General features: G+C 68.1%; 17 protein-coding genes. 13 read left to right on the top strand and 4 right to left on the bottom strand.

Annotated elements, in window-relative coordinates:
- Positions 1-2 precede the first annotated feature (2 nt).
- Positions 3-1,661 (bottom strand): PE family protein, encoded by a 1,659-nt coding sequence (locus JO236_RS18870; RefSeq protein WP_293333891.1) that lies wholly within the window; start codon positions 1,659-1,661, stop codon positions 3-5.
- A 230-nt stretch (positions 1,662-1,891) separates the two neighbouring features.
- Here JO236_RS18870 and JO236_RS18865 point away from each other — a divergent pair, with 230 nt between their 5' ends.
- From JO236_RS18865 to ribD, 5 genes are read left to right on the top strand one after another with little or no spacing between them, the layout of a single operon-like run.
- Entirely contained in the window at positions 1,892-2,383 is a 492-nt protein-coding gene (locus tag JO236_RS18865; RefSeq protein ID WP_293333888.1) for a MarR family transcriptional regulator, read from the top strand.
- 6 nt (positions 2,384-2,389) lie between these two features.
- Positions 2,390-3,328 carry a methionyl-tRNA formyltransferase gene (fmt, locus tag JO236_RS18860; RefSeq protein WP_293333885.1) on the top strand — a complete coding sequence of 313 codons (939 nt, stop codon included), beginning with the start codon at positions 2,390-2,392 and terminating at the stop codon, positions 3,326-3,328.
- Complete coding sequence (locus JO236_RS18855; protein ID WP_293333882.1) at positions 3,325-4,713, top strand: RsmB/NOP family class I SAM-dependent RNA methyltransferase; 1,389 nt, start codon at positions 3,325-3,327, stop codon at positions 4,711-4,713. Before fmt ends, JO236_RS18855 begins: the two co-directional genes overlap by 4 nt.
- A gap of 10 nt (positions 4,714-4,723) precedes the next feature.
- Positions 4,724-5,425 carry a ribulose-phosphate 3-epimerase gene (rpe, locus tag JO236_RS18850; protein ID WP_293333879.1) on the top strand — a complete coding sequence of 234 codons (702 nt, stop codon included), beginning with the start codon at positions 4,724-4,726 and terminating at the stop codon, positions 5,423-5,425.
- The gene (gene ribD / locus JO236_RS18845; RefSeq protein ID WP_293333876.1) at positions 5,422-6,441 is read left to right on the top strand and encodes a bifunctional diaminohydroxyphosphoribosylaminopyrimidine deaminase/5-amino-6-(5-phosphoribosylamino)uracil reductase RibD; all 1,020 of its coding nucleotides are present in this window, start codon (positions 5,422-5,424) and stop codon (positions 6,439-6,441) included. The genes rpe and ribD overlap by 4 nt, the downstream gene beginning before the upstream one ends.
- Here the strand turns inward: ribD and JO236_RS18840 are convergent.
- The gene (locus tag JO236_RS18840; RefSeq protein WP_293333873.1) at positions 6,422-8,014 is read right to left on the bottom strand and encodes an MFS transporter; all 1,593 of its coding nucleotides are present in this window, start codon (positions 8,012-8,014) and stop codon (positions 6,422-6,424) included. The genes ribD and JO236_RS18840 overlap by 20 nt on opposite strands.
- Positions 8,014-8,733 carry an LppX_LprAFG lipoprotein gene (locus JO236_RS18835; RefSeq protein WP_293333870.1) on the bottom strand — a complete coding sequence of 240 codons (720 nt, stop codon included), beginning with the start codon at positions 8,731-8,733 and terminating at the stop codon, positions 8,014-8,016. The genes JO236_RS18840 and JO236_RS18835 overlap by 1 nt, the downstream gene beginning before the upstream one ends.
- Positions 8,734-8,822: 89 nt before the next feature.
- Here JO236_RS18835 and JO236_RS18830 point away from each other — a divergent pair, with 89 nt between their 5' ends.
- The 5 genes from JO236_RS18830 (at position 8,823) to JO236_RS18810 (ending at position 12,443) form a co-directional block, all read left to right on the top strand.
- Positions 8,823-9,425: a riboflavin synthase gene (locus tag JO236_RS18830; protein ID WP_293333867.1), complete on the top strand. Its 603-nt coding sequence runs from the start codon at positions 8,823-8,825 to the stop codon at positions 9,423-9,425.
- Positions 9,422-9,883, top strand: coding sequence for a lipoprotein LpqH (locus JO236_RS18825; protein ID WP_293333864.1), 462 nt, complete (start codon positions 9,422-9,424; stop codon positions 9,881-9,883). The genes JO236_RS18830 and JO236_RS18825 overlap by 4 nt, the downstream gene beginning before the upstream one ends.
- Positions 9,884-10,204: 321 nt before the next feature.
- Complete coding sequence (locus JO236_RS18820) at positions 10,205-11,482, top strand: bifunctional 3,4-dihydroxy-2-butanone-4-phosphate synthase/GTP cyclohydrolase II (protein ID WP_293333861.1); 1,278 nt, start codon at positions 10,205-10,207, stop codon at positions 11,480-11,482.
- Entirely contained in the window at positions 11,479-11,961 is a 483-nt protein-coding gene (gene ribH, locus JO236_RS18815; protein ID WP_293333858.1) for a 6,7-dimethyl-8-ribityllumazine synthase, read from the top strand. The genes JO236_RS18820 and ribH overlap by 4 nt, the downstream gene beginning before the upstream one ends.
- Complete coding sequence (locus JO236_RS18810) at positions 11,958-12,443, top strand: PH domain-containing protein (protein WP_293333855.1); 486 nt, start codon at positions 11,958-11,960, stop codon at positions 12,441-12,443. The genes ribH and JO236_RS18810 overlap by 4 nt, the downstream gene beginning before the upstream one ends.
- Positions 12,444-12,836: 393 nt before the next feature.
- On the opposite strand, the gene JO236_RS18805 is transcribed toward JO236_RS18810, so the two are convergent.
- Positions 12,837-14,531 carry a PecA family PE domain-processing aspartic protease gene (locus JO236_RS18805; RefSeq protein ID WP_293333852.1) on the bottom strand — a complete coding sequence of 565 codons (1,695 nt, stop codon included), beginning with the start codon at positions 14,529-14,531 and terminating at the stop codon, positions 12,837-12,839.
- A 284-nt stretch (positions 14,532-14,815) separates the two neighbouring features.
- Between JO236_RS18805 and JO236_RS18800 the strand changes: the two genes are divergently transcribed.
- The 3 genes from JO236_RS18800 to uvrC all read left to right on the top strand — a co-directional run.
- Positions 14,816-16,753 (top strand): protein phosphatase 2C domain-containing protein, encoded by a 1,938-nt coding sequence (locus JO236_RS18800; protein ID WP_293333849.1) that lies wholly within the window; start codon positions 14,816-14,818, stop codon positions 16,751-16,753.
- Between the two features lie 146 nt (positions 16,754-16,899).
- On the top strand, positions 16,900-18,393 hold the full coding sequence (locus JO236_RS18795; protein WP_293333846.1) for a protein kinase domain-containing protein: 1,494 nt from the start codon (positions 16,900-16,902) through the stop codon (positions 18,391-18,393).
- 35 nt (positions 18,394-18,428) lie between these two features.
- Positions 18,429-19,328 (top strand): excinuclease ABC subunit UvrC (gene uvrC / locus JO236_RS18790; RefSeq protein ID WP_293333843.1); only part of this gene is annotated, 900 nt, incomplete at its 3' end.

Raw genomic sequence — 19,328 nt, 5'->3', positions numbered from 1 at the left:
CGTCAGACCAACTGCCCGGGCTGACCGTTCTGGCCGTACCACAACCCGCCGGTGCCGGCGTAGCCGGCCGTTCCGTGCGGATTCTTGGCGCCGGAGTCGCCGCCGTTACCGCCATTGCCGATCAACCAGGCGTTGCCGCCGTGCCCGGCGACGCCCTGGAATTGCTGGGTGCCGGAGTCGCCGCCCTTGCCGCCGTTGCCGATTGCCCCGGCGTTGCCGCCGTTGCCGCCGGTGCTGGTAATCCCTCCGGCGACGGTCGAGCCGCCGTTGCCGCCGTTGCCGTCCAGGAAACCGCCGTTGCCGCCGTTGCCGCCGTGGGAGTTGGCGCCGCCCCCGTTGAACTGGGATCCACCGCTGCCGCCGTCGCCGGCCAGCGTCCCGCCGTTGCCCCCGTTACCACCCGTTGCCCCGGTCCCGCTGGCCGAGCCGCCCATGCCGCCGCTGCCCAACAATCCTGCGCTGCCGCCGTTTCCGGCGACCATGGTGGTGCCGCTCGCGTCGCCGCCGGCGCCCCCGACGCCCCAGATCATGCCGCCGGCTCCGCCGTTGCCCGCATGGGCGACGGACCCGAAGGCCTCGCCCCCAATTCCGCCCGCGCCGAACAGCCCGGCGGCGCCACCATTGCCGCCGACCCCGCCGGTGTTGCCGCCCGTGCCCGCGTCCCCGCCGTTGGCGGCGGTCCCGAACAACAACCCGGCGCTGCCGCCGTTGCCTCCGCTGCCGTCGGTGGTGTCGGCGTTGCCGCCACCCGCTCCGTCCCCACCTGAGCCTATGAGCAACCCGCCGTGACCGCCGGAGCCGCCGGCGCCGCCGTTGCCGCCGCTTTGCACGGCGGTTCGAGAGGCGCCGCCGTGACCGCCGGCTCCGCCGTCACCGAGCAACCCGGCGTTGCCGCCGGCGCCGCCACTGCCGGCCTGCACGGTGACCGTGCCGGTGTTGCCGCCGTTGGCGTCGCCACCGGTGCCGCCGGCTCCGGCGGCTCCAAACAATCCCGCGTCGCCGCCGGACCCGCCGCTACCACCGTTGAAACCCGCGACGGCGGTGGTGGCGGCTCCGCCGTTGCCGCCGCCCCCGCCCGTACCGAACAGCCATCCGCCGTGTCCGCCGGCGCCGCCGCTTCCGCCGCCGCCGGCGATCCCGGCCGCGCCGTTGCCACCGGACCCACCGTTGCCGAGCAGTCCGGCCGAACCGCCGTTACCGCCGGATGAGCCGTCGGAGGTCGGTGAGTAGCCGTTGCCGCCGTTGCCGAACAGGAGTCCGCCGTCCTGGCCGTTCGGACTCGCGGCGGTGCCGTCGGTGCCGTTGCCGATCAGCGGGCGGTTCAGCAGCGCTTCGGTGGGGGCGTTGATCGCGTCGAACACCGGCTGCAGGGGGTTGGTGTTGGCGGCCTCGGCGCCGGCGTACTGCGCCGCGCCCGCATTCATGAGTTGCACGAACTGGTCGTGAAACGTCGCGGCCTGTGCGCTCAGCGCCTGATATGCCTGGCCGTGCGCGCCGAACAACGCCGCGATGGCCGCCGAAACCTCGTCTGCGCCCGCGGCCTGCACTGCGGTCGTCTGCGCCGCGGCGGCCGCATTGGCATCACCGATGACCGAACCGATGCCAGATAAATCGCCGGCCGCCCCCAGCAGCGCCTGCGGCGCCGCGTTCACGAATGACATAGTGCTCGCTTTCCTCGCACCCCGGACACGGGTAGTGGTGTGCAGGAATGGATGTATCACAACGCGCGTCCTGAGGCCGGTATTTGCCGGAAAAACGCCGGGGGTAAGGAAAGTGGGCCGTCGGCGCCGGACTATGGTGCGTATAGGCAACAATTTATCGGTACTACATTGACGCCTTGTTACACTCGCCCGAACGTATGCTGCGTGGTCCACGGCTCGAGGGAGCGGCGATGCCTGCCGAAGATGCAACAGCGGGTGACGACTCACTTGACGCGATCACCGACGCGTTGCTGACGGCGTCCCGGTTGCTGGTTGGCATCTCCGCGAATTCGATCGCCCTGATCGACGAGAACATCACCATTCCGCAGTTCAGGACGCTGGTGATCTTGTCGACTCGGGGCCCGATCAACCTGGCCACGCTGGCCGGCCTGCTGGGAGTCAAACCCTCGGCCACGGGCCGGATGGTCGATCGACTGGTCAGCGCCGACCTGATCGACCGGCTGCCGCACCCGACCTCGCGACGGGAGTTGCTGGCCGCGCTGACCCCGCGCGGCCGCAAGATCGTTCGTCAGGTCACCAGCCAGCGGCGCTCCGAGATCGCGCGCATCGTCGAGAAGATGCCGGAGTCCGAGCGCCACGGGTTGGTACGCGCGCTGACCGCATTCACCACCGCCGGCGGCGAGCCCGCCGTCTCACTCGACATCGACGCGGATTCTCTCTAATAGCCCGTGCGCCTCGTCTTTGCCGGCACCCCCGAACCCGCGTTGCCCGCGCTGCGCCGACTGATCGACTCGCCACACCACGACGTGATCGCCGTACTCACCCGGCCCGATGCCGTATCCGGCCGGCGTGGCAAACCGGAACCGTCGCCGGTGGCCCGCGAGGCGCTCGAACGCGGCATTCCGGTGCTGCGGCCGTCGCGGCCCAACTCGGTCGAGTTCGTGGCCGAACTGTCGGAGCTGGCGCCCGACTGCTGCGCCGTGGTGGCCTACGGTGCGCTGTTGGGCGACGGTCTGCTCGCCGTGCCCCCGCGCGGCTGGATCAACCTGCACTTCTCGCTGCTGCCCGCGTGGCGGGGGGCGGCCCCCGTGCAGGCGGCCATCGCCGCCGGGGACACCATCACCGGGGCCACGACGTTCCAGATCGAGCCGAGCCTGGACTCGGGACCGGTCTACGGTGTCGTCACCGAGACCATCCGACCGACCGAGACCGCGGGCGATCTGCTTGAGCGACTTGCGATTTCGGGTGCGCAGCTGCTCGCCGCCACGTTGGACGGCATCGCCGACGGCGCGCTGACGCCGCGGCCGCAGCCGGCCGAGGGTGTCAGCCTGGCACCCAAGATCACCGTCGAGCAGGCCCGGGTGCGCTGGGACCTGCCGGCACCGGTGGTCGAACGCCGCATCCGTGCCGTCACGCCCAATCCCGGCGCGTGGACGCTGATCGGTGATCTGCGGGTCAAACTCGGACCGGTGCAACTCGATGGCGGCACGCGGTCACCAGATCCGTTGCCGCCCGGCGGTATTCGCGTCGACCGCAAGAATGTGTGGGTGGGCACCGGCTCGGAACCGGTGCGGCTGGGCCACATTCAGCCGCCGGGAAAGAAACCCATGAACGCCGTCGACTGGGCGCGCGGCGCGCGGCTTGACTCCGACGCGCGGGCCTCATGAGTCCCAAACCACCAGGGCGGCGCCGCAAGCCGCTGGACCCGCCGCGCGCGGCCGCGTTCGAGGTGCTGCGGGCCGTCAGCGACCGCGACGCGTACGCAAACCTGGCCTTGCCCGCGCTGCTGCGCAAACGCGGTATCACCGGCCGCGACGCCGCCTTCGCCACCGAGCTGACTTACGGCACGTGCCGCATGCGCGGCCTGCTTGACGCGATCATCGGCGCCGCCGCCGGCCGGCAGCCGGAGGCGATCAACCCGGTGCTGCTCGATCTGCTCCGGCTCGGCGCCTACCAGCTGCTGCGCACCCGGGTCGACGCGCACGCCGCGGTGTCCACCACCGTCGACCAGGCGGCAATCGAATTCGATTCGGCACGAGCGGGTTTCGTCAACGGTGTGCTGCGCACCATCGCCAGGCGGGACGAGAAGTCCTGGTTGGCCGAACTCGCTCCCGACCCTGCCGCCGACCGAATCGGGCACGCCGCGTTCGTGCACGCGCACCCGCGCTGGATCGCCCAGGCCTTCGCCGACGCGCTGGGCCCGGCGGCCGGCGAGCTCAACGCGTTGCTGGCCAGCGACGACGAACGTCCGCAGGTGCACCTGGCGGCCCGTCCGGGGGTGCTGAGCGCTGCTGAACTGGCCTCTGCACTGGGCCCGGCGGGGGGCGGGACCGTGGGCCGCTACTCGCCCTTCGCGGTGTACCTGTCCGGAGGCGACCCCGGGCAGCTGGCGCCGGTGCGCGACGGCGAGGCCCTGGTTCAGGACGAGGGCAGCCAGCTGGTTGCCCGCGCGCTGACGGTGGCCGACGTGGACGGCGACGGCGGCCGATGGCTCGACCTGTGCGCGGGACCGGGCGGCAAGACCGCGCTGCTGGCTGGATTGGGCGCCGCGTCGGGTGCCCGGGTCACTGCGGTGGAGCCCTCGGAGCCGCGCGCCGAGCTGGTCGCCCAGAACACCCGGGGGCTGCCGGTCGAGGTGCTGCGGGTCGACGGGAGGCAGACCGGCCTGCGGCCGGGCTTCGACCGGGTGTTGGTCGACGTTCCGTGTACCGGGCTGGGCGCGTTGCGGCGTCGGCCGGAGGCGCGCTGGCGTCGTCAGCCTGCGGATGTTCCGGTGCTGGCCAGGCTGCAACGCGAGCTGTTGGGCGCGGCGATCGCGTTGACCCGGCCCGGTGGCGTGGTTCTCTACGCCACGTGCTCACCGCATCTGGCCGAAACCGTGGGCGTTGTCGCCGACGCACTGCGGCGACATCCGGTGTGCGCCTTGGATACTCGCCCGTTGTTCGAGCCGGTGCCGCTTGGCGATGGCCCCTACGTTCAGCTGTGGCCGCATCGACACGGCACCGACGCGATGTTCGCGGCCGCGCTGCGCCGCCTCCCCGAAGGTCAGTAGTCTGACGCACATGCCCGGACCGTTGATCGCGCCCTCGATCCTGGCCGCCGATTTCGCCCGGCTCGCCGACGAAGCCGCCGCCGTGAACGGCGCCGACTGGTTACACGTCGACGTGATGGACGGCCACTTCGTGCCGAACCTGACCATTGGGCTGCCGGTGGTGGAAAGCCTGCTCGCCGCCACGGACATTCCGATGGATTGCCATCTGATGATCGACAATCCGGACCGGTGGGCGCCGCCCTACGCCGAAGCGGGGGCCTACAACGTCACCTTCCACGCCGAGGCCACCGACAATCCGGTCGGGGTCGCCCGCGACATTCGCGCAGCGGGAGCCAAAGCCGGGATCAGCGTCAAACCCAAGACGGCGCTGGAGCCGTACCTGGAAATCCTGCCCCATTTCGACACCCTGCTGATCATGTCGGTGGAACCCGGCTTTGGTGGCCAGAGTTTCATCCCCGAAGTGCTGAGCAAGGTGCGTACAGTTCGCAGGATGGTGGACGGGGGAGAGCTGGCGATCCTGGTGGAGATCGACGGCGGCATCAGCGAGGACACGATCGAGCAGGCCGCCGAGGCCGGCGTCGACTGCTTTGTCGCCGGATCGGCGGTGTACGGCGCGGCCGACCCCGAGGCTGCGGTGGAGGCGCTGCGGCGACAGGCCGGCGCCACCGGGGCGCATTTCGGGCATGCGGGCGGCCCTACGGTCCGCTTATGACCGTCGAACAGGTCAAAAGCATCGAAGAGGCGATGCGCCTCGCCATCGGCCAGTCTTACCAGGTCAAGGGCAGCACGTATCCGAATCCGCCGGTCGGCGCCGTCATCGTGGACCCCGAGGGCCGAGTGGTCGGTGTCGGTGGCACCCAGCCCGCCGGCGGCGACCACGCCGAGGTCATAGCGCTGCGCCGCGCCGGCGGCTTGGCGGCCGGGGGAATCGCGGTAATCACCATGGAGCCGTGCAACCACTACGGCAAAACCCCGCCGTGCGTGAACGCTTTGATCGACGCCAGGGTGGGCACGGTGATCTACGGCGTCAACGACCCGAATGGGATCGCGGGCGGCGGGGCGGGCCGACTGTCCGCGGCGGGTGTGCAGGTCCGCTCGGGCATCATGGCGGACGAGGTGGTGGCGGGACCGCTGCGGGAGTGGCTGTACAAGCAGCGGACCGGCCTGCCGCACCTCACCTGGAAGTACGCCACCAGCGTCGACGGCCGCAGCGCTGCCGCTGACGGCTCCAGCCGGTGGATCTCGAGTGAGGCCGCGCGCCTGGACTTACACCGTCGCCGCGCGATCGCGGATGCGATCGTGGTTGGCACCGGCACGGTCCTGGCTGACGACCCGGCGCTGACCGCCCGGCTGCCCGACGGCTCACTGGCCGACAAGCAGCCACTGCGCGTTGTGGTCGGCATGCGTGAAATACCGCCCGAGGCAAAGGTTCTCAACGACGACGCGCGCACCATGGTGATCCGCACCCACGACCCCGCGGAGGTGCTCAAGGCGCTGTCGGACCGCACCGATGTGCTGCTGGAAGGCGGCCCGACCCTGGCCGGCGCATTCCTGCGGGTCGGCGCGATCAGCCGCATCCTGGCCTATGTGGCGCCGATCCTCCTGGGTGGCCCCGTCACCGCGGTCGACGACGTCGGGGTCGCCAGCATCACGCAGGCGTTGCGCTGGCAGTTCGACAGCGTCGAACGATGCGGCCCGGATCTGTTGCTCAGCCTGGTGGCGCGGTAGCGATCTGCTGCTCGGCGACTTCCTCCGGCTCCTCGACGTGGCCCTTCCCGCCGCCGATCAGCAGACCCAGCAACGCCCCCACCACGCAGACGACCACGGTGACCTGGAAGATGTCGCCGTACATCTCGGCGAACGCCTGCAGGTAGAGGTGGCCCTGCGCGGCCACCCGCTCGAGAAGGCTGGCGTTGGCCGGGATTTCCGCGGTCTTTTCCGCCAGGATCTGGTTGAACCGGTACAGCCCCCAAGCGCTCAGCGCGGCCACACCGATCAACATGCCCGTCATGCGCGCCACCACTACGGCCGCCGAGGCGATGCCGTGCTGCGCCGAGGGAACCACGCGCAGGGCGGCCGAGGACAGCGGCCCGATCACCAGACCGAGCCCGATGCCGGCCACCAGTAAGTCGGTGTGCACCGCGGGGAGGCTGAAGAGCCCGAAAATGCTGTGCCGACGGCCCATCAGGTCGGCACGCCAGAAATGAATCAGCCAGTACCCGTAGGCGGCGATGAGCATCCCGACGAACGTCACCGCGCGGTCGCCGGCTCGGGTGGCGATCCACCCGCCCAGCACGGCGCCGATCGGCAGGGCGATGAGGAACCACAGCAGTAGCCCGGCGGCCTGGTTCTGGTCCATCTGCAGCACGCCCTGGCCGAAGAGTTCGACGTTGACCAGCGTCACCATCAGCGCCGCGCCGGCACACAGCGACGTGCCCAGGGCGGACAGGAACGGCCGGAAGTGCACGCCGGCCGGCTCGATCAGCCGGGTGCGCGCAAAGCGTTCCCAGAGCAGGAACGCGACCCCGGCGACGACCGCGCCGATCACCAGGGGCAGCCCGTAGCTCGGCAGCACCTGCTTGCCGTCGGGGTTGGGATTGTAGAGCCCGACCACGGCCAACCCCAGCGTGATGGCCAGCAGCACACCACCGACCAGGTCGATCTTTTCCGGTTCGGTGCTGCGATCGTGCGAGGGCAGGCTGAACTGGATCATCACCATGGCGATCAGCGTCAGTGGGACGTTGATCCAGAAGACGTCACGCCAATCGTGGAACAGCCAGACGATGAAGATGCCGTACAGCGGGCCCAGCACGCTGCCGAGTTCCTGCGCGGCGCCGATGCCGCCGAGCACGCCGGCGCGGTTGCGCTGCGCCCATAGGTCCGCGCCCAGGGCCAGCGTCACGGGCAGCAGCGCGCCGCTGGCCACGCCTTGAATGGTGCGGCCGACGATCAGCACGTGGAAGGCGATGTTGGGGTCGTCGCCAAATAGGTTCCAGTGGCCGATCTGCACCGACAGCGCGGTGATCACCGACCCGAAGATGAATGTGGCGAGGCTGACCTGCAGCAGCGTCTTGCGGCCGAACCGGTCCGAGGCGCGGCCCAGCAACGGCATCGCGGCGATGTAGCCCAGCAGGTACATCGTGACGATCCACGTGATGCGCTGCAGCTGGTTAATCGGGATGCCGACATCGGTCATGATGTCGCGCATGATGGTGACGACGACGTAGGCGTCGAGGGCCCCCAGCAGTACCGCGAGGCTACCCGCGCTGATCGCGACTCGGCGTCCTGCCTGCGTGCTCATCAGCTGACCGGAGGCTTGGTGACAGTCACCGTCTTGCCCCAATCCGACAAGGTCATCTGGACTGAATTGCCGGAACTCTTCTCCAGGGCGACCTGCACCAGTTGGTGATCGCCGGTTTCCTGAATCCACACGGTGGTCGGCACCGGCTGCGTGGCGTCGAACGGCAAACCGATCTTGTTCACGGCGTCCGCGGTGACCTTGCCGCTGACCTTGATGACCGTCTGACCGCCGATGTTGTCGCGGCTTTCCGCCTTGGCATCGGTGAAGTTGGCCAGCAGGTTGGCCACGCCGGTGTCGGGGGCCAGGATGGCCGAGATGTCGTAGATATCAGCGGCCTTACCGAAATCGCTCCATTTGTTCGGTGTGAGGGTGGCGTACAGCTCCCCGTCGATGACCACGAAGTTGGCGTCGATGTCGGAGCCGCCGATAGTGATGTCGGCGTCGCCCGACGCGGCGGTGGCCGGGCTGGTGGTGAGGTCACCCGTCAGTTTCTTCAGAGGCAGGCCCGGAACCTTGCCGGTCACGCTCAGGACTACGTGCGCGCTCTTGAGGTTCTTGCTCGTGTCGGCGGACTGCTTGACCAGGTTGCTTGCGTCGGGGAGTGGTCCGCCGCTCGGCTTGGAGGAGCAGCCGGCGACGAAGGTGCTGGCGATGCTCACCGAAAAAAGGACAGCTGCGAGGACGGCGAAGAGACGACGGCGGGTCTGCATACGTTGCATCGTAGAGGGTCACCCCGACCGGGCCGGGGAACGCTGGGTGCGGGTCCGGCGGCCGAACGCCGTTTTTGCTGTCCAATTAGCCTGGTGTGATGTTCACCGGAATTGTTGAGGAACTCGGCGAAGTGACCGGCCGGGACGCCCTCGCCGACGCCGCACGCCTCATCATCCGCGGGCCCGTCGTCACGTCGGACGCCGGCCACGGCGACTCGATTGCCGTCAACGGAGTCTGCCTGACGGTGGTCGAGGTGCTGCCCGACGGCCAGTTCAGCGCCGACGTGATGGGTGAGACCCTGGATCGGTCCAACCTGGGCGCCCTGCAGCTGGGCAGCCGGGTGAACCTGGAACGCGCCGCGGCGCTTAACAGTCGCCTGGGGGGCCACATCGTGCAGGGACACGTGGACGGCACCGGCGAGATCGTCGCCCGCACGCCGTCCGAGCACTGGGAAGTGGTCCGCGTCGAGGTACCGCCGACGGTCGCCCGCTACGTCGTGGAGAAGGGGTCGATCACCGTCGACGGGATCTCTTTGACGGTGTCCGGGCTGGGCGATGAGCCCCGGGACTGGTTCGAGGTCTCGCTGATCCCGACCACCCGCGAGCTGACCACCCTGGGCACCGCCCCGGTCGGAACGCAGGTGAACCTCGAAGTGGACGTCATCGCCAAATATGTTGAGCGGCTCATGGTGGCGAAATGAGGCGATCACTCGTGGGGGCCACGGCAGCCGCCTTGGGCTTGGCCGTCGTCAGCCTCGTGGCACCCCGCGCCCACGCCGATGCCGGCTACCAGATCGTCCTCAATGGCCAGGACATCACCCCACCCCAGTCGGTCGTCGGCAACCTCAAATGCGACAACGACGGCGGCAACATCACCATCCATTTCACCAACTCCGTCTCTTACATCGTCGCGATCGACAAGAGCGGCAAGGTCACCAAGGTTGATATCTCCTATGGAAAGGACTACCTGTTCGATCCCGGTCAGAGCCTGAACGAAAGCGTCCCGCTCGGTGGTGACGCGCAGGCCAGCAGGAGCGCCAACACCTACACGATCACCGGCCAAGTCGTGCCGTACGACGATGCCAACAAGCGGGCGGCCGGACCGCCGGTGCCCTTTGTGTACGACGCCACCTGCCAGGGCTTGCTCCACGACGATTAGATCTCCCGAGCTTGCGGGCGCGCTCAGTATCCCGCTGACCTGGAGGCCAGGAAGCAAACGATGACGGTTCCACCCGTCGAGCGGGTGGTTGCTGCAGACCTGCGAGGCGCCGGGCATCCGCATCGAGTCTGCGGTCATGGCATCGAGCCTGCGTACAGATCGCGTTTCGCCAAGGTTTCACGCGCTGGACGCAGACTCGGTCGGGCCCAGCCGCAGGCTAGAGATCGGCCCGCGAGTATCCCGCTGAATAAGCCACGGCAATAACACTGGCCCCGGTGTGGTTCATACTGAGAACAACAACCAACGGCCAGGAAGCGAACGATGACGAGGTTGGATTCCGTCGAACGGGCGGTTGCCGACATTGCGGCGGGCAAGGCCGTCATCGTCATCGATGACGAGGATCGCGAGAACGAGGGCGATCTGATCTTCGCCGCCGAGAAGGCGACACCGGAAATGGTGGCCTTCATGGTCCGTTACACCTCGGGATACCTGTGTGTGCCGCTGGACGGCGGTATCTGCGACCGGCTGGGGCTGCTCCCGATGTACGCGGTCAATCAGGACAAGCACGGCACCGCCTACACCGTCACCGTCGACGCAAGAAACGGCATCGGAACCGGAATTTCGGCCTCGGACCGGGCCACCACAATGCGATTGCTGGCCAATCCGGCAAGCGTGGCCAACGATTTCAACCGTCCCGGGCACGTGGTTCCCTTGCGCGCCAAGGACGGCGGGGTACTGCGCCGCCCCGGGCACACCGAGGCCGCCGTCGACCTGGCCCGGATGGCGGGGCTGCAACCCGCGGGTGCGATCTGCGAGATCGTCAGCCAGAAGGACGAGGGCTCGATGGCCCAGACCGACGAGCTGCGGGTCTTCGCCGATGAGCACGGTCTCGCCTTGATCACCATCGCCGACATCATCGAATGGCGGCGAAAGCACGAAAAGCACATCGAGCGCGTCGCCGAGGCCCGAATCCCGACCCGGCACGGCGAGTTCCGCGCTATCGGTTACACCAGCATCTACGAGGACGTCGAGCACGTCGCACTAGTGCGCGGCGACATCTCCGGGCCCACCGCCGAGGGCGACGACGTGCTGGTCCGGGTGCACTCCGAGTGCCTGACCGGTGACGTGTTCGGCTCGCGGCGCTGCGACTGCGGGCCCCAGCTAGATGCGGCGATGGCGATGGTCGCACGGGAGGGGCGCGGGATCGTGCTCTACATGCGCGGCCACGAGGGACGCGGTATCGGCCTGCTGCACAAGCTGCAGGCCTACCAGCTACAGGACGCCGGCGAAGACACGGTGGACGCCAATCTCAAGCTCGGATTGCCAGCCGACGCAAGGGATTACGGCATCGGTGCGCAGATTCTTGTCGACCTGGGCGTGCGCTCGATGCGGCTGCTGACCAACAACCCCGCCAAGCGGGTTGGGCTGGACGGGTACGGGCTGCACATCATCGAGCGCGTGCCGCTTCCGGTGCGCGCCAACGCCGAGAACATTCGCTATCTGATGACCAAGCGCGACAGGATGGGCCACGACCTGGTGGGCTTGGACGACTTTCACGAATCCGTTTATCTGCCAGGCGAATTCGGCGGCGCTCTGTGAGCGGTGGCGCCGGGATACCCGACGTCGGACCGCTCGACGCGTCCGGGGTGCGCCTGGCGATCGTCGCCAGCGCCTGGCACAGCGAGATATGCGACGCGTTGCTGGCCGGTGCCCGCAAAGTGGCCACCGAGTCGGGTATCGACAACCCGACCGTGGTCCGGGTGCTGGGTGCGATCGAGATCCCGGTGGTGGCCCAGGAGCTGGCGCGCAACCATGATGCCGTCGTCGCCCTGGGGGTCGTGATCCGTGGCCAGACACCGCATTTCGACTATGTATGTGACGCGGTGACCCAGGGCCTGACGCGGGTGTCGCTCGACGCGTCGACGCCGGTGGCCAACGGGGTGCTCACCACCAACACCGAGGAGGAGGCGCTGGACCGCGCCGGGTTGCCGACCTCAGCCGAAGACAAGGGCGCGCAGGCGACGGCGGCCGCATTGGCCACCGCGCTGACGTTGCGTGACCTGCGCGCGCCGTCGTGACAACGCCGTCGGAGCGCACCGATGCCGCCGTCGTGCTGCGGCCGTACTGGGCACGGATATTCGCCTACATCGCGGCGCTTGTGATCGCGGCGGCGCAGATTGCGGTGGGTTTCCTGCTCAAGATCGAGTCCACCGGCGTGATCTTCCAGACCGCGGACCAGGTGGCGATGGCGGTGCTGGGTCTGGTGATCGCCGGCGGCATCCTGCTTTTCGCGCGGCCACGGCTCAGGATCGATTCGTCGGCCATCTACGTGCGTAACCTATTGGGCGAGAAGGTGATTGCTTGGGGCGACGTGGTCGGTGTGTCGTTTCCACTGGGGAGCCGCTGGGCGCGGATCGACCTGCCCGACGATGAGTACGTCCCGGTCTTGGCGATCCAGGCCGTCGATAGGGACCGCGCCGTAGCCGGCATGGACACACTGCGCTCGATGCTGGCCCGGTACCGGCCCGACCTGCGGGCGCGGGGTCAGACGCCGAAGTAGAACGTCCCGTTGCCTGGGCTCAATTTGGTGTCGCGCGGGCGGTGAATCGGCCGGGCTCGCGGCTGATCCCTCTGTCACATCGGTCTCAGCTCAGGAGTGGCATCCTTTTTGCCCGCCTACGCGCGACTGGCCGACCCGCCCTGCCTGTGCGCGGCCGACCCGCCCTGCGCGGCCAGCCGGCTGTGCGCGGCCGGCCGGCAATCCCGGACCGCGAGCGTATCGCCACTGCGAAAAATCGGCTTCCGAATCGCAGTGCCGTTACGCTGGCGAACCGTCCCACACCTAGCGGCCACGGCAGTGTCGCTGAAAGCCGGACAAAACCACTGCGTGCCGCTACAGAGCCTCATGGGGCGAAGGTAACTGCGTACAACCTCCGCACCTGCCGGCGCCGGGTCAGTTGTCGAAGTAGAAGGTCCCGGAGCCGCCGTACTGCAGGTAGATGGGTATGGACTCGAAGGGAGAATTCCCGGAGTTGAAGACCGCTCCGCTGACAACATTCGGGGCATCGGGGGCCGAACCGATCGTCTCCGTATACAACCCGTCTCCGTTGGAGTTGTAGACCTGAAAAGTCGTTCCAGACGGCACGTAGGTGCCCGACGCATACCCGAACGAACTCGGGACAGTTCCCCAAAGTCCACCGGAATCAAGTAATCCGGGACTGACGACGTTATTCGAGCCGTTGACCACTACCTGCAAGGTGCCAGCCGGCGCTCCGCTTGTTGTGGCGTAGTAGCTAAGCGGGTTGGCGCCGAACTCCACGTTGCCGGTGGGCTCGTCGAATAGCAGACCCTCATCGAGCGTGCCGGGCAGGTTTTCCACCGGGCTGATACTGGGAGTCTGTCCACCAAGAGGATTCGCGCCGACGCCCAGCACGGCGAGTCCCTGCGAGGCAGGCAGGTTTGTGGTGACACCACCTATCGTCTGCGACACGGAGGTGACCACCGCGATGGTAGTCGGTCGAGTGGTAATGATTCCATTTCCGAAATTCACTGTTGTCGAATACGTGTTGTAGGTTTCGGTGACGGAATTCGACGAATTGCCGTAAGTGACTTGGCTCGACCCGGTGATTGGGCCCAATGAGGTGAAATTGACGTCTTGCGGCGGGACCACAAGACCTTCGGAGCCGGTGTCGAGCACCAATTGCGAGGTCGGCCCGCCGCCGATGGACACGTTGACGAACGGCCGGTTTATGTTCTGATCCACCGTCACCGGGATGGTGGGTTCACCGCCACTCGGGCCGGTCGCCCCCTGAACGCCCAGGGTGGCGCCGCCGCCGGCCCCGCCTTGGCCACCCGCGACGCCACCGGGCCCGCCGGAAACCCCGCCTTGACCGCCCGGGCCACCGTTGCCGATCAGCAATCCGCCGCGGCCGCCGGCTCCGCCGGTGCCCCCGAGTTCCCCGCCCAGCCCGCCGGGTCCGCCGGCGCCGAAGAACATCGCGTTGCCGCCGACGCCGCCGGTGCTGAACGGCCCTCCGATGCCGCCGGGACCGCCGTTGCCAGATAGCAACCCGCCGGTGCCGCCCGCGCCGCCGGTCGCACCCAGGCCGCCCATCCCGCCGCTGCCGCCGGCGCCGATCAGACCGGCCGAACCGCCCGCGCCGCCGGGCACACCGGAGGCGATGCTGTCCCCGCCGCGACCACCATCGCCGATCAACAGCCCACCGGCGCCCCCGGGGGTGCCGACCCCTTGCGCGTTGGTGCTGCCATCGGCGCCGGCGCCGATCAAAGGGCGCCCGATCAGCAGGTTGGTGGGGAGATTGACGATCGTCAGGACATCCTGTTCCAGGGCCTCCAAGGGCGAGGTGCTGGCCGCCTCGGCCGCCGCGTACGCGCCCCCGGCACCCGTCAGTGCCTGTGCGAACTGGGTGTTGAACGCCGCCGCCTGAGCGCCGAGCGCCTGATACAGCTCGGCGTGGTTGGAGAAAAACGATGCGACCGCCGCCGACACCTCATCGCCGGCGGCGGCCACTACTCCGGTGGTGGAGGCTGCCGCCGACTTGTTGGCCGTCGTCAGCAACGAACCGATGCCCGCGATGTTGGTGGCCGCAGTCGTCATAGTTTCGGGAGTCGCAATCACAAATGACATCTGTCCCCCTCCGGGAGGCCGCGCAGCCGAGGTGTCCTGTGCGGGGGATTTTAACCTACATACGTCGAATTGTGACCCCTCCTTCGCAACGGGACCGAAGGCAGGCGCGGTCCGCGGCCGATGGCCCAGCAACCGGTCGAGCAACGCGCCGTGGTATTGGGGACGTGACGACGGTCATCCGGCAGTAGGCTCGCCTGGACAACTTGTGGGAGGTGGCGAATGTCTGACATCGAGGCCGCGGACGTCCGGGCAGGAGCCCGCGTGCTAATCGAGGCGATATAGCCATGGCCGTCCCCTATGCAGGGCTAAGCGACGTCGGGCGCAAGAGATCCCGCAACGACGACCGATGGGGCGCAGACGCGGCGCTCCGGCTCTACATGGTTGCCGACGGCGTCGGCAGCACCAGCCACGGCGATCTGGCCGCCGGACTGGTGGTCGACATGCTGCCGTCGTACGTGGCGCGCCACTTCAATGGCGTGGACTTCCGGGATCCGCAGGCGCCCGAACGGCTGGGCCACGCGGTCGTCGAGATGTGCACCGATCTGTACACCCGCAGCCGCAGCGATGCCAACCTCGGTAGCGCCGACACAACCCTTGTCGCCGCGCTTATCGGGGATTCGCGCGCGGTGATCGCTCACCTCGGTGACAGCCGCGCCTATCTGTACCGAGACCGCCAGGTGCAGCGGCTGACCAGCGACCACACCATCGTGCAGGCGGTGATGGATGCCGGCGAGCTCAGCGCGGAGGAGGCCGCGCACCACCCCAATCGTTCGGTGGTGACCCGTCACGTGCTGATGACGCCGCCCGCAAAGCCCGATTTCAATGCGTTCGACTTACAGCCGGGTGACCGAATCCTGTTGTGCAGCGACGGTTTACACGGTCTCGTCGACGACGCGACGCTGGCCGCGATTCTCAACGAACACCCAGACCCGGCCGACGCCTGCCGCGTGTTGATCGACGCCGCCAACCAGGCGGGAGGACACGACAACATCACCGCGGTGGTCGCCTACGCCGCGCAAGCGGGCGGCCCCCCGCCCGGCCCGGCGCCCACCTTCGTCGGCCAGCCGCCCGCGAGCGCCGAAGCGACCGTGCCCGACGTGCCGGTGTCGGCGCCCACCGCCGCCAACACGAGTCTGGCTCCGACACAACGCATTCCACTCGACCAGCCGCCCGCTCCGCGTCGTACGCCCCCTCCGGTCGGCGCACCGCCACCGCCGCCTCCGCCACCAATGTCTCTGCCGCCCGAGCCACCTCGCCGACGCCGCGGAGGCATGTGGGCCTTGATCGCGTTGGCTGTCGTGCTGCTGGCGGCCGGCGGGGTCGTCGGCTACCTGCTCCTGGGGTCGCATTCGCCTACGCCCCCGGCGCCAGCCGCCTCCCCAACCTCGGCCGCCCAGTCCGTGCCGCCTTCGTCCACGCGGTCAACGCTGTCACCGGGGCCGACGCTGGCCGTCTTGCCCTTCGGCGACCTCAAACACCCCAAGGGGGTGGCGGTGGACAACGCCGGCAACGTCTATGTCGTCGACGGCGACAACGCGCGGGTCATGAAGTGGACACCGGGATCGAACACCGCGAGCAAGCTCCCGTTCACGGACCTGAAGGATCCTTACGGCATCGCGGTGGACGGGTCCGGGAACGTGTACGTCACCGATGCGTCGGGCGATGGTCGGGTGCTGGAGCTGGAGCTGGCCCCGGGGACAAGCAAACAGAGCGAGCTGCAGTTTGGAAAGCCAGGCGGCAACGGGCTCAAACACCCGGCCGGCATTGCCGTCGACGCCACCGGAAGCGTCTACGTGGCTGACACGGGGAACGACCGGGTTCTGACACTTACTTCGGGTTCCGACACCGCGAAGGTGCTGCCCTTCACCGAGCTGGATCATCCCTACGGTGTGGCGGTCAGCGCCGGCGGCGTCGTCTACGTCGTCGACCAGGACAAGGACCGGGTATGGAAACTGGCGCTCGGGTCCAGCAACCCGGAGGTGTTGCCCTTCACCGATCTCAAGCATCCCGAAGGGGTCGCGGTGGATGCCGCCGGCAACGTCTACGTCGGTGACTCCAGTAACCACCGGGTCGTGAAGCTGCCGTCCGGCGCGGCGTCTCAGACGGTGCTGCCTGTGGCCTCCAGTCTCGGCACCCTGACGGGTGTCGCGGTGGACCCCGGCGGCAGGGTCTACGTCGCCGATGACACCAACAATCGAGTGGACCAGCTGCCAGCGTTCTGACGCGAATCGCCACCTCTTTAAGACGAATATTCAAGCGGCAGAACAGGATTGACCCGTACCGGCCGCCTCGGGTGCCCGCCGGTCAAGGTGAATCCTCACGCCTGTTCGACGGACAAGGCATTGGTCCGCTGTTAGCATCCCGACCCATGGACGGAACGCCGTTCGGGCGATACCAACTGATCGAGCTGTTGGGTCGCGGCGGCATGGGCGAAGTGTGGCGTGCCTATGACCCGACCATGGGTCGCACAGTGGCCCTCAAAGTGTTGCCGCCGAACTTCGCCGACGACCGGGTGTTCCAGGAGCGGTTCCGGCGCGAGGCGCGGGCGGCGGCAGGGCTGGACGAACCCCACGTCGTACCCGTCTACGACTTCGGCGAGATCAACCGCCGGTTGTACGTCACCATGCGGTTGATCAAAGGCCGCGATCTGGAAGATCTCTTGGAAGACGGCCCGCTCGAGCCCGCACGCGCGGTCGGCGTCGTCGAGCAGATCGCTTACGCGCTGGATGCCGCACACCAGATCGGCCTGGTGCACCGCGACGTCAAGCCGTCCAACATCCTGGTCGGCGAGCATGACTTCGCGTATCTGATCGACTTCGGCATCGCCCGCGCGGCGGGAGAAACCGGGCTGACGAGCACCGGCGCCACGATCGGCACTTGGGCCTACATGGCTCCGGAGCGGCTCAACACCGGCCAGGCCGACGCCCGTGCCGACATCTACGCGCTGGCCTGCGTGCTGCATGAGGCAATGACGGGGCAGCGTCCCTTCCCCGGAGACAGCCTCGAGCAGCAGATCGTCGGACACCTGACCAAGCCCCCTCCGCGGCCCTCCGCACTCCGAACAGGAGTTCCTGAAGCGTTCGACGAGGTGATCGCCACAGGCATGGCCAAAGACCCCGCGGAGAGGTATGGCGCCACGAAGGACCTGGCCCAAGCGGCGCGAGCCGCCTTGGCCGTGCCGGTGCGACAGCTCGACGTTCACACGCCGACTCAGTCAACGGAACATGTTGTGCCTGAACAACATACCGAGCCGACTCCGAAGGTGAGCCGCGCCGACGCCCCGACGCACCTGGCGTTCACAACGTCATTGCCGGACACTGCCGCGCCGACGAAGGACTCGCGCCGAGGGTTGACGACGGTGCCCCCGGTGTCGCGGGCGCGTCGCGCCGTGGCCAGACTCATCGACATCATCCCGATCCTGGTCGTCTTCGGCATCGCCTACGGCATTGCAGCCAAGACGACGGGACCGAGGTGCAGCTCCTGGGAGTACCCGGAGGGCGTCGTCCGCTGGACATGGTGCAAGCAGGACGTTTCGGGGATCGGCGCCACGGGCATTGTCGTCGCGGGGCTGACGGCTCTGGCGTATGGGGTGTGGAATTTGATCCGGCGGCGTAGGAAGGGCGCGAGCATCGGCCAATCGGTGCTGAAGTTCAAGGTGGTCGATCCCGCAACCGGACAACCGTCGAAGTTGCCACGACAGCGGGTAGCAGCGGCCGTGATAGCGCTGCTGTTATTGATAGGACTGGGCGCCGCCGCCGCTGGCCAAACTGCGCACCGCATAGCCAATGACAAATGGGAGGAGACCTGTTTGCTCCTGAAAGCCACCGCCGACACCTACTACAAATCCCGTTGCACGCCCTGAGCAGAAGTATTTCTAGCGGCTACTAGCCTGGACACGTGCCAGATCCCGCCACGTATCGCCCCGCGCCCGGGTCCATCCCGGTCGAGCCCGGCGTCTACCGATTCCGGGACACCCACGGCCGGGTCATCTATGTCGGCAAGGCCAAAAGTTTGCGCAGCCGGCTGACGTCGTACTTCGCCGACGTCGCCGGCCTGCATCCGCGGACGCGGCAGATGGTGACCACAGCCGCCAAGGTCGAGTGGACGGTGGTCAACACCGAGGTCGAGGCTCTGCAACTGGAATACAACTGGATCAAGGAATTCGACCCGCGGTTCAATGTGCGCTACCGCGACGACAAGTCCTACCCCGTGCTGGCGGTCACCCTCAACGAGGAATTCCCCCGGCTGATGGTGTACCGAGGCCCCCGGCGCCGAGGTGTGCGCTATTTCGGCCCCTACTCCCACGCCTGGGCGATTCGCGAAACCGTAGACCTGCTCACCCGGGTCTTTCCCGCGCGGACCTGCTCGGCCGGAGTGTTCAAGCGGCACAGCCAAATCGACCGGCCCTGTCTGCTCGGCTACATCGACAAGTGTTCGGCGCCGTGCGTGGCGCGGGTCAGCGCCGAGCAGCACCGGCAAATCGTGCTGGATTTCTGCGACTTCCTCTCCGGCAAAACCGACCGGTTCGCCCGCAGCCTGGAACAGCAAATGAGCACCGCGGCTGACGAACTCGACTTCGAACGGGCCGCGCGGCTGCGAGACGACTTATCGGCGCTGAGACGTGCGCTGGAAAAGCAGGCCGTGGTGCTCGGCGACGGTACCGACGCCGACGTGATGGCGTTCGCTGACGACGAGCTGCAGGCGGCAGTGCAGGTGTTCCACGTCCGCGGCGGCCGCGTGCGGGGGCAGCGCGGCTGGATCGTGGAAAAACCCGGAGAGCCCAGCGATGCCGGTGAC

Origin of the sequence: Mycobacterium sp. (assembly GCF_019247635.1) — a bacterium.
Taxonomy (GTDB): domain Bacteria; phylum Actinomycetota; class Actinomycetes; order Mycobacteriales; family Mycobacteriaceae; genus Mycobacterium.
This window is presented reverse-complemented; position numbering and strand designations above follow the sequence as displayed.

Excerpts from the sequence above, each read along its gene's own strand:
- JO236_RS18870 (WP_293333891.1), bottom strand. The coding sequence starts at position 1,661 with ATGTCATTCGTGAACGCGGCGCCGCAGGCGCTGCTGGGGGCGGCCGGC.
- JO236_RS18865 (WP_293333888.1), top strand. The coding sequence starts at position 1,892 with ATGCCTGCCGAAGATGCAACAGCGGGTGACGACTCACTTGACGCGATC.
- JO236_RS18855 (WP_293333882.1), top strand. The coding sequence starts at position 3,325 with ATGAGTCCCAAACCACCAGGGCGGCGCCGCAAGCCGCTGGACCCGCCG.
- rpe (WP_293333879.1), top strand. The coding sequence starts at position 4,724 with ATGCCCGGACCGTTGATCGCGCCCTCGATCCTGGCCGCCGATTTCGCC.
- ribD (WP_293333876.1), top strand. The coding sequence starts at position 5,422 with ATGACCGTCGAACAGGTCAAAAGCATCGAAGAGGCGATGCGCCTCGCC.
- JO236_RS18840 (WP_293333873.1), bottom strand. The coding sequence starts at position 8,014 with ATGAGCACGCAGGCAGGACGCCGAGTCGCGATCAGCGCGGGTAGCCTC.
- JO236_RS18835 (WP_293333870.1), bottom strand. The coding sequence starts at position 8,733 with ATGCAACGTATGCAGACCCGCCGTCGTCTCTTCGCCGTCCTCGCAGCT.
- JO236_RS18830 (WP_293333867.1), top strand. The coding sequence starts at position 8,823 with ATGTTCACCGGAATTGTTGAGGAACTCGGCGAAGTGACCGGCCGGGAC.
- JO236_RS18825 (WP_293333864.1), top strand. The coding sequence starts at position 9,422 with ATGAGGCGATCACTCGTGGGGGCCACGGCAGCCGCCTTGGGCTTGGCC.
- JO236_RS18820 (WP_293333861.1), top strand. The coding sequence starts at position 10,205 with ATGACGAGGTTGGATTCCGTCGAACGGGCGGTTGCCGACATTGCGGCG.
- JO236_RS18805 (WP_293333852.1), bottom strand. The coding sequence starts at position 14,531 with ATGTCATTTGTGATTGCGACTCCCGAAACTATGACGACTGCGGCCACC.
- JO236_RS18800 (WP_293333849.1), top strand. The coding sequence starts at position 14,816 with ATGGCCGTCCCCTATGCAGGGCTAAGCGACGTCGGGCGCAAGAGATCC.
- JO236_RS18795 (WP_293333846.1), top strand. The coding sequence starts at position 16,900 with ATGGACGGAACGCCGTTCGGGCGATACCAACTGATCGAGCTGTTGGGT.